The 13,277-nt window shown below is 71.0% G+C and carries 1 protein-coding gene; it reads right to left on the minus strand.

What is annotated here, in order from left to right; genetic code table 11:
• Window positions 1–15: 15 nt before the first annotated feature.
• Window positions 16–13,179, minus strand: a complete 13,164-nt coding sequence (locus ACQP2D_RS22340) for an SDR family NAD(P)-dependent oxidoreductase (protein ID WP_433677853.1) — start codon at window positions 13,177–13,179, stop codon at window positions 16–18.
• Window positions 13,180–13,277: the final 98 nt, after the last annotated feature.

Genomic DNA, 13,277 nt, shown 5'->3' on the forward strand with positions numbered 1-13,277 from the left:
GGGGGGTAAGGGAATTCAATCGAGCTCGTCGACGAGTGCGTAGAGCTCGTCGTCCGTCGCCGAATCGAGGTCGCCTTCGAAGTCGGCATCGACGGTGACCAGGCCCAGCAGTTCCCGCAACCGGGCCGCGATGGCCCCGGCCTGGCCCGCCGAGGTGTCGGTCAGAGCGGCCGAGATGGACGGGCGCAGTGCGTCGATCAGTTCCAGCACCGGCACGGCCGACGATCCGGTGTCGAACCCGAGCCGCCCGGCCAGATGTTCGGCAAGGGCCGCCGGATCGGCATGATCGAAGATCAGTGTCGCGGGCAGGGAGAGGCCGAGCGCCTTGCCCAGGTCATTGCGCAGCTCGACCGCCATGAGCGAGTCGAAGCCGAGCTCCTGGAACGACCGGTCCCGGGTGACCACGGCGTCATCGTCATGACCGAGCGCCGCCGCGGCGCGCGCCCGTACCAGTTCGACGAGCGCCTGGACCCGCGCATCGGGTTCGAGCCCGGCGAGCCTGCCCGGCAGATCCGGTTCGGCCGACGCCGCGGCGGCGCGGCGCACCCGGGTGCGGACCAGCTCCCGCAGCGGCGCGGGCACACCGGATGCGTTGGCGCGCAACACCTCCTGATCGAGCCGGGTCACCGCGAGCACCGGCTCCCCGGTCCGTACCGCGGCATCGAACAGATCCAAGGCCTCCGCCGGATCCAATGGCTGCAGACCCGAGCGGGCGAGTCGCCGCAGATCCACATCCTCGAGGTGACCGCTCAGCTCGCTGCTCCCGGCCCACAGGCCCCACGCCAGCGAGGTCGCGGGCAGGCCCAGGGCGTGCCGGTACTCGGCGAGACCGTCGAGATAGGCGTTGGCCGCCGCGTAGTTCGCCTGCCCGGCGGTGCCCAGCAGTCCGGCCACCGAGGAGTACAGCACGAAGGCCGCCGGATCGTGGTCGAGGGTGAGCTCGTGCAGATGCCAGGCCGCGTCGAGCTTGGGCCGCAGCACCCGATCGAGTTGCTCGCGGGTCAGCGCGGTGACGACGCCGTCCTCGGTCAGGCCCGCGGTGTGCACCACCGCGCCGATGGTGCGGTCGCCGATGGCGGCCGCGAGCGCGTCGCGGTCGGTCACGTCGGCGGCCACAATGGCGACCCGGGCACCGAATTCGGCTAGCTCCGAGCTCAATTCGAGCGCACCGGGCGCCGCGGGGCCGCGCCGGCTGATCAGGAGCATATCCCGGGCTCCGTGCCGGGTGACCAGGTGGCGCGCCAGCAGCGCGCCCAACGAGCCGGTGCCACCGGTGATCAACACCGTGCCCCGCGTCCAGTCCGGTGCCTCCCCCGTCACCTGCCGCACTCGCTCGAGGCGTGGGGCGACCACCTCACCGTCGCGAAGGACGACGTGCGGTTCGCCCGATCGTGCGGCCCGGTCGAGTATGTCGCGCGAACGGACGGAGTCGTCGATCTCGACGACGGTGACCCGACCCGGATCCTCCGCGTCCGCCGACCGGACGAGCCCGCGAATACCGGCGTGGCCGAGCTCCCCCGCCGCGGTGACGATGGCCAGCCGTTCGCCCTCGGACTGGGCCAGCCAATTCCGGACGGTCTCCAGGATCGCGTGCAGCACCGCCTTCGGCGCGCCGGTCGGCGCTTCGATGATCTGCACGCCGACGCCGTCCCGGTCGGCCGGCACGGGCCGCAGACGCGGAACGAACAACCCGTCCACCTCGGTCGCGGCCGTGATCACCGACCGCGGACGCAGGACCAGCGAATCGACTGTGGCCACGGGTGATCCGGCCGGATCATCGGCATGCAGGGACACCCGCAGCGCATCGGTTCCGGCGTCCTCGATACCGATCCGCACCCGCAGCGCGGTCGCCGCGGCCGCGTGGATTCGCACGCCACTCCAGGCGAAGGGCAGCCACGACCGCGTGGCCTCGTCCGTGACCCCGGGCAGCAGCGCGTGCAGCGCCGCATCGAGCAAGGCCGGGTGCAGATCGACGCGATCGCCGTGGCGCGACTCCGGGAGTTCGACCGCGACGTACAGGGCGTCGTCGGCGCGGCGCACGCGCCGCAGTCCCTGGAACGCGGGCCCGTACTGGTAGCCGAGCTCGTGCAACCGCTCGTAGACGCCGGTGAGATCGATGTCCGAGTCGTCGATCGGCCCGACCGTTCCGGTGGTCCGATCGGCACTGCGCGCGACCACGAATCCGGTTGCGTGCGTCACCCATTCGCCGTCGTCGGTGCGGCGCGAATGGACTTCGGCGGCGCGCCGGCCGTTTTCGTCGGGCAGGCCGATGCCGACCTGGACGGTGGTGCCGCCGGACGGCAGGACGAGCGGCGCACCGATGGTCAATTCCGCCAGCTCGTCACAGCCGACCCGGCCCGCCGCGTGCAGGACCATATCGACCAGCGCGGTACCCGCCGCGACCGCGACGCCGTCGATGGCGTGGTCGGCCAGCCACGGCACCGACTCGACACCCAATCGGGTGGTGAACCGGATCTCGTCGCGGTTCGCGATCGGGACCGCCGCACCCAGCAGTTCGTGCTCCGCGGCCCCAAGTCCCAGACCCGCGAGATTCGTTGTCCGGCCGGATGGTTCGAGCCAGTACCGCTTGTGCTGGAAGGGATAGGTGGGCACCGCCACCCGATGGGCACCGGAGTACAGGCTGTCCCAGTCCACCCGGTGACCACGCATGCCGGCGATCGCCACCGCCGCGATCAGCGTCTGCCGCTCCGATCTGCCCCGGCGCAGCACGGGCGCGGCGAAACCGTCGGTGGCGGCGAGCGTCTGCTGCGCGAGCGCCGAGAGCACCCCGTCCGGTCCGATCTCGACGAAATCGGTGACGCCGACCCGCTCCAGGTACTGGATGCCATCGAGGAAGCGCACCGGTCGGCGAATGTGGCGGACCCAGTACCCGGGATCGGTCACCTCAGCGACCTCCGCCAGCTCACCGGAGACATTCGACACCAGCGGAATCGCCGGCGGAAGGAAGTTCAGATCCGCTATGGCGCTGTGAAATTCGTCGAGCACGTCATCCATGTGCGGTGAGTGGAAGGCGTGGCTGACCGGCAGTTGCCGCACCTTGCGGCCATGCTCCCGCCACACCGCCGCGACCGCGGTGGCGGCGTCGGCATCACCGGAGATCACGGTCGATCGGGGACCGTTCACCGCGGCGATCACCACCGCCTCCCCGTGCTCCGCCAGTGTCTGTTCCAGCTCCGCCTCGGTGGCCTCGATCGCGATCATCAGCCCGTGCGAGCGGGCCGCCTGCATGAGCCGCCCGCGGGCAGCGACCAGCGTGACGGCATTCGGCAGGTCGAGCACCCCGGCCGCGTGCGCGGCGGCGACCTCGCCGATCGAGTGGCCGGTCAGATAATCCGGTCGCAGACCGTGACTTTCGACCGTCCGGTACAGGGCCGTCTCGACGGCGAACAGCGCGGCCTGCGCGAAATGCGTCTGATCGAGCAGGGCCGAGTCCGCGGAGTCCTCCGGAGCGAACAGCACCTCGCGCAGCGGGCGCACCAGACCGGGATCCAGAAGCGCGCAGACGGCGTCGAAGGCCGCGGTGAAAGTCGTTGACGTCTCGTACAACTCGCGGCCCATCCCGAGCCGCTGACTGCCCTGGCCGGTGAACAGCAGGCCCAGCTTGCCGCGGGATCCCCGATGGGCGCGGGCAACCGCGGTATTCGGCCGGTCCCGCGCGATATCGTCGAGCGCCCGGGCCAGCTCGGCGCGCTCACCGGTGAACGCGACACGGACATCGTGAAGCGCCCGCCCGGTCGCCAAGGTGAATCCGATATCGGCTGGGCTGGAATCGGTGTCGGCCAGGTGGTCACGCAGCCGAGCGGCGACGTCCCGCAGGGCCGCATCGTCCTTGGCCGACAGAATCCAGGGCACCGGCCGATCCGGGGCGGCGGCTTCGGGAGTACGCGGGGCCGGCTGTTCGAGAATGACGTGGGCGTTGGTACCGCTGACGCCGAACGACGACACTCCGGCTCGCCGCGGCCGCCCGGTTTCCGGCCACGGGCGCGCCTCGGTCAGCAGTTGCACCGCGCCGGACGACCAATCCACATGGGGACTCGGCGTTTCCGCGTGCAGGGTGCGCGGCAGCACGCCGCGACGCATGGCCTCGACCATCTTGATCACCCCACCCACACCCGCGGCCGCCTGCGAATGCCCGATATTGGACTTCAACGACCCCAACCACAGAGGACGCTCCGCCACCCGGTCCTGTCCATAGGTCGCCAACAACGCCTGCGCCTCGATCGGATCACCCAACCGCGTCCCGGTCCCGTGCCCCTCCACCGCATCCACCTCGGCGGCGGAGAGCCCCGCGTCGGCCAGCGCAGCGCGAATCACCCGCTCCTGCGCCCGGCCCGAGGGCGCGGTCAATCCATTGGAGGCGCCGTCCTGGTTCACTGCCGAGCCGCGCAGCACCGCCAACACCTCGTGGCCCGCCGCCAGCGCGTCCGAGAGTCGTTGCAGCACCAGCAGTCCCACACCCTCCGACCATCCGGTGCCGTCCGCGGTGGCCGCGAACGCCTTGCACCGGCCGTCGGCGGACAGGCCGCGCTGCCGGGAGAATTCGACGAAGGTGTTCGGGGTGGACATCACGGTCACGCCACCGGCCACCGCGAGATCGCATTCGCCGCGCCGCAGGGATTGTGCCGCGAGGTGCATGGCCACCAGCGAGGACGAGCAGGCGGTATCCACCGTGATCGCCGGACCCTCGAAACCGAAGGTGTAGGCCAGGCGGCCGGAGATCACACTGGACAGGTTGCCCGCCAGCAGCAGGCCCTCGAATTCGCCCGCCGCGCCCTGCACCCGGACCGCGTAGTCGTCGTACATGGCGCCGGTGAAGACACCGGTGCGGCTGCCGCGCAGGGACGCCGGGTCGATGGCTGCGTACTCCATTGCCTCCCAGGCTGTTTCGAGCAGCAGGCGCTGCTGCGGGTCGGTTGCGGTCGCCTCGCGCGGGGAGATTCCGAAGAAGTCCGCGTCGAAAAGGTCGGCGTCGTACAGGAATCCGCCGTTCTTGGTCGAGGAGGTGCCCCGCCGTTCCGAACGCGGATTGTAGAGCTCGTCGATATTCCAGCCGCGGTTGCCGGGGAACTCGCCGATGGCGTCGACACCGTCGGCGACCAGTCGCCACAGGTGCTCCGGACTGCGCACCGCGCCGGGATAGCGGCAGGCCATTCCGACGATCACGATCGGGTCGTCATGGCTGGCCCGCGCTCCGGTTGTCACCCTGGCGGCCGGACGCTGCGGCCGCAGCAGATCACCGAGGTGAGTGGCCAGCGCCGTCGGCGAGGGATGGTCGAAGACGACGGTAGCGGGCAGCGTGAAGCCGGTGTCGGTACCGATCCGGTTGCGCAGTTCGAGACCGGCCAGCGAGTCGAAGCCGAGTTCCCGGAACGCGGTGTCGGCATCGAGCTCGGTGGTCGAATCGTGGCCGAGCACAGCAGCACTCGCACCCAGCACGTAGTCCAGAATCGTGGCGGCCCGCTGATCCTCCGGGATCGCGTCCATGCGCTGGGCCCACGTGCCGTCGGCGGTCCGGCCCGCCCGGCGCACCGGGACCCGCAGGATGGCCGGGGCGGCCGCGGCGGGCACACCGAAATCGATGGTCGCCGCGACGACGGCCGGATCCGGACTGCCGAGAGCCGCGTCGAACAGCGCCAGGCCCTCGTCGACGGTCAGCGGCGGGGCCCCGAGGCGCTTCCAGCGCTCGATATCGGCCGCGGACAGACCCGTCCCCATGCCGACCGAGGTATCCCACAAACCCCACGCCAAGGAGCGGGCGGGCAGACCCGCCGCGGCGCGATGGGCGGCGAGGCCGTCGAGATAGGCGTTGGCAGCGGCGTAATTGCCCTGCCCGGCCGTGCCGACGGTGCCCGACAGCGAGGAGAACAGCAGGAACGCATCGAGATCCAGCGCGGCCGTCGCCTCGTGCAGATGCCAGGCGGCGTCGACCTTCGGGCGCAGCACGGCGTGAATCTGTTGCGCGGTCAGCGCATCGATCATGGCGTCGGCGAGCGTGCCGGCGGCATGCACCACCGCACGCAGCGGCTGCTCCGCCGGTATTGCCGCGAGGACCTCGGCGACCGCCGCCGGATCGGCCATATCGGCTGCGAGCACCTCGACGGTCGCGCCCGCCGCGCGCAAGTCGGCGGCCAGGTCATCGGTTCCTGGCGTCGCCGGTCCACGGCGGCTGACCAGCATCAGATGCCGCACGCGGTGCTCGGCGACCAGGTGCCGGGCGAACAGCGCACCGAGCCCACCGGTACCGCCGGTGATCAGCACGGTGCCATCGGTCCGGATCGGGTTGTCCACGAATTCGCTTGTCCGCGTGGACAACCGGGGAATGAGCAGCGCCCCGCCGCGGACGGCGAGCTGGCCTTCGCCGGTGGCCGCGGCGCGACGCGGCCAGTCCCCGATCTCTTCCTGCGGTGGTATGTCGAGCAGCACTATTCGTCCGGGGTGTTCACTGGCGGCGACCCGCCCGAGTCCCCACACCGCGGCACCGGCCAGGTCGTCGACCCGCTCGCCGCCGGTGGTGGCGACGGCACCGCGCGTGACCAGCACGAGCGGCGAGCCCGCGGGCCCGGCCTCGGCGAGTAGGCGCTGGATCGATTCCGTCGCTCGGACCGTCGCCGCGTGCACCTGCTCGGGTGAGCGGCCGGGTTCGAGCACGGCGGCGACGACATCGGTGTCTGCCGTCGCGGGCTCGGGCAGCGGTTGCCAGGCCACGGTGTACAGCGGCGGCCGGGCGACGAAGCCGTTGGTGGCGGTCGGCCGGAAGTCCAGCGCCCCGACGACGGCAACCGGTGTGCCGTCGTCGGTGGCGACCGTGATTTCCACCGATGTCCGACCGGTCCTGATCAGCCGGGCGCGCAATGCGCTCGCACCCGAAATCCCCACGCGCACCGAGGAAAACGCGTATGGCAACAGGATCTCACCAGGGTTCGCCCCGTCGGCCAGGTCGAGCACGAGCGGATGCAGGACGGCGTCGAGCAATGCGGGGTGAATCCCGTAACGACCGGCATCGTCGATGCGGCCGCCGGGGAGGCGAACCTCAGCGAACAAGGCCTCGTCGCTCCGCCAGACCCGGGTCAGGCAGCGGAAGGCGGCGCCGTAGTGATAACCGAGTCCCGCGAGTTGCTCGTAGGCGTGATCGATCGGCTGCTCGACGGCGTCCGACGGCGGCCACACACCATCCAGGCCGTGCGCGGGTGGGGCCGCGGCAGCGAGGAATCCGGAGGCATGCCGGGACCACTGCGCGTCCTCGGCGATCCTGGCGTGGATCGCGAAGGGCCGCCGTCCGGTGGCATCGGCGGCCTCGGCGATCACCTGCACCTCCACCGGACCGTCCAGCGGCAGGGCGGCTTCGACCACTACCTCCGAAACCTGTTCCGCTCCCAGGCGATCCGCGGCGGAGATCGCGAAATCGACGAACGCGGTCGCGGGCAGGATCGCGGACCCGGCAATGACATGGTCACGCAGCCAGCCGTGTTCGGCGGTCGTCAGCCTGCCGCTGAACAGCACCTCGTCCCGGTCGGCGCGATCCACCCGGGTGCTCAGGATCGGATGTCCGGCCGCGGCCCGCTCGCCGCCGCCGCGCAGCCAGTAGCTGACGCGCTGGAACGCGTACGTCGGCAATTCGACAGGGGCCGTGGGAGATTCGACGAGGCCGGCCAGATCCGCGGCCGAGCCGTTGACGTGCGCGGTGGCGACACCGGCCACAAATGTCTCGTCCTCGGGACGGTCCCGGCGCAGCAAGGGAACCGCGATCGACGCCGAGGTCTCGAACGATTCGCTCGCCATGGCGGTGAGCACAGCGTCCGGTCCGATCTCCACGAACACCCGGACATCGTCGCGCTCGAGCCGGCGAACGGTGTCCAGGAATCGCACGGTGCCGCGCAACTGCCGCACCCAGTGGTCCGGCGAGGTCAGCGTGGCACGGTCGGGCGATAGTGTGGAGACGACCGGAATCGCGGGGTCGGTGAACGCGACCGATTCGGCAATGTGCCGGAATTCGTCGAGGGCGTCATCCATGTGCGCCGAGTGGAAGGCGTGGCTCACCCGCAGCGCGTGCGTACGATGGCCCGCGCGCCGCCACTCGTCGGCGACCGCCTCGGCGGCGTCGGTGTCGCCGGAGATCACCACCGAGGCGGGTCCGTTCACCGCCGCGATGTCGACCGCGCGGCCCGCGATGGACGCGGCCACCTCGTCGGCGGGCGCGCCGATCGCGATCATCGCCCCGCCCGCCCGGGCCGCCTGCATGAGCCGGCCGCGGGCGGCGACCAGTTTCGCGGCATCGAGCAGACCGATACCGCCCGCGACGTGTGCCGCCGACAGTTCGCCGATCGAATGACCCGCCACCACATCCGGAATCAGGCCCACCTGGCGGCACAGCGCGGCGAGCGCGACCTCCACCGCGAACAGGGCGGGCTGGGTGTACTCGGTGCGTTCCAGTGCCTCGGCGTCACCGCGGACTACCTCGCTCAGCGGCATCGCCAGCCATGGTTCGAACGCGGCGCACACCTCGTCGAACGCCGCCGCGAACACCGGAAAACGGTCGTACAGCTGCTGCCCCATGCCGATTCGCTGGGCGCCCTGACCGGTGAACAGGAACGCCGTGCGCGCGGTCCGGATGGCCCGGCCCGAAACCAGCTGCGGCGCATCCGTCCCGTCTCGCAGCGCAACGAGACCGGCCCGGAAGTCGGCGTGGGTGCGGCCGAGGACGACGGCCCGCTCGGGCAGCAATGCCCGCGTCCGCACGAGCGAGTGCGCGAGCGCGCCGACCGGGGCATCCGGCCGGGCCGCGACGAAGTCGCCCAGCTTGCCCGCCTGAGCGCGCAATGCCTTGCGATCACGGCCGGACAGCAGCCATGCCACCGGCCACGCGGAATCGGTCGCCGCGGATGTGGTTGCGGTAATCGCGGTTTCGGCCTCTTCGAGGACCAGGTGGGCATTGGTCCCACTGATCCCGAACGAGGACACACCGGCGCGGCGCGGACGGCCCCCCCGCGGCCACTCGCGCTGCTGAACCAGCAATTCGACAGTGCCCGAAGACCAGTCGACATGCGCAGTGGGCGCATCGACGTGCAGGGTGGCGGGCAACACGCCGTGCCGCATGGCCTGCACCATCTTGATCACACCGGCGACACCGGCGGCCGCCTGGGTGTGCCCGATATTCGATTTCAGCGACCCGAGATACAGGGGTGCGCCCGACTCGCGGTGTGCGCCATAGGTGGCGAGCAGGGCGTCGGCTTCGATCGGGTCGCCCAGCGCCGTGCCGGTACCGTGCGCCTCCACCGCGTCGACCGCCTCGGCGGTCAGCCCGGCGGCGGCGAGCGCCGCGCCGATGACTCGTCGCTGCGCCGGGCCGTTCGGCGCGGTCAGGCCGTTGGACGCGCCGTCCTGGTTGATGGCGGTGCCGCGGATCAGCGCCAGCACCCGGTGCCCGTGGCGGCGGGCGTCCGAAAGTCGTTCCAGCAGGAGCACTCCGGCGCCCTCGGACCACGCCGTTCCGTCGGCGGCCGCGGCGAACGGTTTGCAGCGCCCGTCGGGCGCGAGCCCACGCTGCCGGGAGAACTCCACGAACATACCGGGATTGGCCATCACGGCCGCGCCACCGGCCAGCGCCAGCGTCGTTTCGCCCGCGCGCAGCGAGCGCACCGCCAGGTGGATGGCGACCAGCGACGACGAGCACGCGGTATCCACCGTCAACGCCGGTCCGAGCAGACCCAGCTGGTACGCGATGCGACCGGACATCACGCTGTTGGTGGTTCCGGTCAACACATAGCCATCGGTGCCCGCGGCGGGCGTGTGCATGCGCGGCCCGTAGTCGGAGCTGGTGGCGCCCACGAACACTCCGGTGCGCGTACCGACGAGTGACTGCGGATCGATGCTCGCGTGTTCGATTGCCTCCCACGAGGTTTCGAGGAGCAAGCGCTGTTGCGGATCCATGGCCAGCGCCTCGCGCGGGGAGATTCCGAACAGCGCCGCGTCGAACTCATCGACGTGTTCCAGGAAGCCGCCGCGCCGGACGTAGCTGGCGCCGGGCCGGTCCGGGGACGGATCGAACAGCGCCTCGTCCCAGCCGCGGTCGGTGGGGAATTCCGTGATGGCGTCGACGCCGTCGGCCACCACCCGCCACAACTCGTCCGGTCCGGTGATGCCGCCAGGGTATCGGCAGGCCATGCCGACAATGGCGATCGGATCGTCGTCGGCCGCCGTGACGACTTCGGGCTCACCATCGTCCGCAATCCCGGTGAGCTGGGCGTTCAGGTATTCGATCAACGCCGCGGGTGTCGGGTAGTCGAACAGCAGCCCGCCGGGCAGGCTCAGGTCGGTAGCGCGGGCGAGGGCCTTGCGCAACTCCACCCCGAGCAGGGAATCGAATCCGAGGTCGCGGAAGCGGGCGCGGGCGTCGACGCGCTCCGAGCCGTCGAGGCCGAGCACGGCCCGGATGTGCCCGGTGACCAGCGAGTCGACATCGATGGCCGCCGCAGCGGGGCGGGTGGCCGTCGCAGCGGGGGTGACCGCCGCCACCGCGGGAATCGTCGCGGCGGTTTCCCGGCCGCTCCCGGCCGCGCCGCCGATCAGCGGATACGAGCGACGCTGGAACGGATACGTCGGCAGGTCCACGACCCGCGCCCCCGCACCGGAGAACAGTGCGGGCCAATCGATCCCCATACCGCGCACGAACAGCTGGGCGGCGGCCGACACGACGGTGCCGGGTTCGTCCCGCTCCGGCCGCAATGCGGGTACCGCGGTCATCCGCTCGGGGTGGACGGCCGCATCGGCGATCATCGCCGAGCACACCCCGTCGGGGCCGAGCTCGAAAACCTTGGTGGCGCCCTGTGTTTCGAGTCCCCGCACCGCGTCGAGGAACCGGACCGGCCGCCGGATGTGCTCCACCCAGTAGTCCGCCGACGCCCACTCCTGCGCCGGACCGCCGGTCACCGAGGACACCGCTCGCAGGCTCGGCTCCTCGAAGCGCAGGGCACGCGCCACCGCGGCGAACTCGTCGAGCATCGGTGCCATGAGCGGCGAGTGGAAGGCATGGGAGACGTTCAGCCGCTTGACTTTTCGTCCCCATTCGGAAACCTGGGCGGCGATGTCGAGCGCGCCGCGCTCCTGCCCGGCGATGACCACCGCGCGCGGTCCGTTGCTGGCGGCGATCCCCAGATCGGGCAGCTCGGCCAGCAGGGGCGCGATCTCGTCCTCGGTGGCCTCCAGCGCGATCATGGCGCCGCCGCTCGGCAGCGCCTGCATGAGCCGCCCGCGCGCCGCGACGAGCTTGGCCGCGTCCGTGCGCGACAGCACACCGGCCACATGCGCCGCGGCGATCTCACCGATGGAATGCCCGGCGACGAATTCCGGTGCGATGCCCCAGGATTGCACCAGCCGATACAGCGCCACCTGCAGCGCGAACAGCGCGGGCTGCGCGTAGCCGGTTCGATCGAGCCCGTCCCCGGTGGCGATGATCGTGCGCAGTGGACGGTCCAGGACCGGATCGAGGTGCGTCGCGATGGCATCGAATTCCGCCGCGAAGACCGGGAATTCGCGGTAGAGCTGCAGGCCCATCCCGGTCCGCTGACCACCCTGGCCGGAGAACACCACCGCCAGCTCGCCCGGCTCGACCGCGCCGGTGACCAGCTGCGGAGTGGGAGCCCCGGTGGCGAGCGCCTCGAGTGCGCGGCGCAGGGCCGAGCCGTCGCCCGCGGCGACCACGGCGCGGTGGTCGAAGGTCGTTCTGGTACGGGCCAGTGACCATCCCACATCGGCGGGATCGTGCGCCGTGGCCAGGTGTGCCAACCGTTTCGCCTGGCTCGCCAGCGCTTCCGGCGTGCGCGCCGAGAGCACCCACGGCACCGCCGCGAGCGGGCGGCGCGGCTCACCCACGGGCGAGGTTTCCGGTCCCTCGCCGACCACGACATGGCAGTTGGTACCGCCCATGCCGAACGAACTCACGCCCGCGACAAGTGGTACTCCATGTTCCGGCCACGCCGAAAGCTCGGTCTGGACAGTGAGATTGAGCTCGTCGAACGATATCGATGGATTCGGCGCCGAGAAGTTCAGGCTGGCGGGCAGTTGCCGATGCCGAAGGCAGAGCAGCACTTTGAGCAGCCCGGCCAATCCGGCCGCGCCCTCCAGGTGCCCGATATTGGTCTTCACCGATCCGATCGGCAAGGGATGCGCCCGTCCCGCGCCCAGCACCGCGCCGAGTGCGGCCGCCTCGATGGGATCACCGACCGGTGTACCGGTGCCGTGTGTCTCGACGTACTGGACGTGCGCGGTGGGGATCCCGGCGCGCCGATACGCCGCCCGCAGGACCTGTTCCTGGGCGGCCTGCCCCGGCACCGTCAGTCCCTCGGTCGCACCGTCGTTGTTGACCGCACTGCCCCGGATCACGCCGTGGATGCGGTCGCCGGCCGCGACGGCGTCGGCCAGCGGCTTGAGCAGCAGTACGACCGCACCCTCACCGCGCACGAAACCATCGGCGCGCGCGTCGAACGCGGCGGACGTGCCGGTGGGCGACAGGCCGCCGAATCGCTCGGTCGCGACCGCGGTCGCGGCGGCCAGGTTCAGGTTGACGCCCGCCACCAGGGCCGTGGACGCCTCGCCCGTGCGCAGGCTCTGGCAGGCCAGGTGCACGGCCACCAGGGCCGAGGATTGCGCCGAATCGATCGTCAGGCTCGGGCCGTGCACACCGAGGAAGTAGGAGACCCGATTGGCGATCACGCCCCTGCTCACGCCGGTCAGGGTGTGATGGGTGATCGCGTCGTCGGGCAGCGTACCCAGCAGCGCGGCGTAATCGTCGCGGTGCGTGCCCACCAGGACCGCAGCATCGCTGCCCCGCAGGTCCTCCGGCAGGGTACCGGCGTCTTCTAATGCCTCCCATGCGAGTTCGAGCACCAGCCGCTGCCGCGGATCCATCGCGGCGGCCTCGCGCGGGGAGATTCCGAAGAACGGCGCGTCGAATCCCTCGACATCGGTCAGGAACGCACCGCGCCGCTCCGGGCGGTCCGCCGATCCGGCGAACTCCATGCGGCCTTCCGGCCAGGACGAGATGGCGCTGGTGCCCGACCGCAGCAGTTCCCAGAATTCGGCGGGGCTGTCGGCGCCGGGAAGGCGGCACGCGAATCCAATGACGGCGATCTCGGCATTATCGGTAGCGTTTATCGAACTCAAAACGGCTCTCCCCCTCGCCTATTCGGCATATGGTTTGGAACTGACGCCGTCGAGGGCGTGATTTCAACGTAGCCAAGAACCCAAGACATTCCGGTAAT

Origin of the sequence: Nocardia sp. CA-119907 (genome assembly GCF_050955995.1) — a bacterium.
Lineage (GTDB): Bacteria > Actinomycetota > Actinomycetes > Mycobacteriales > Mycobacteriaceae > Nocardia.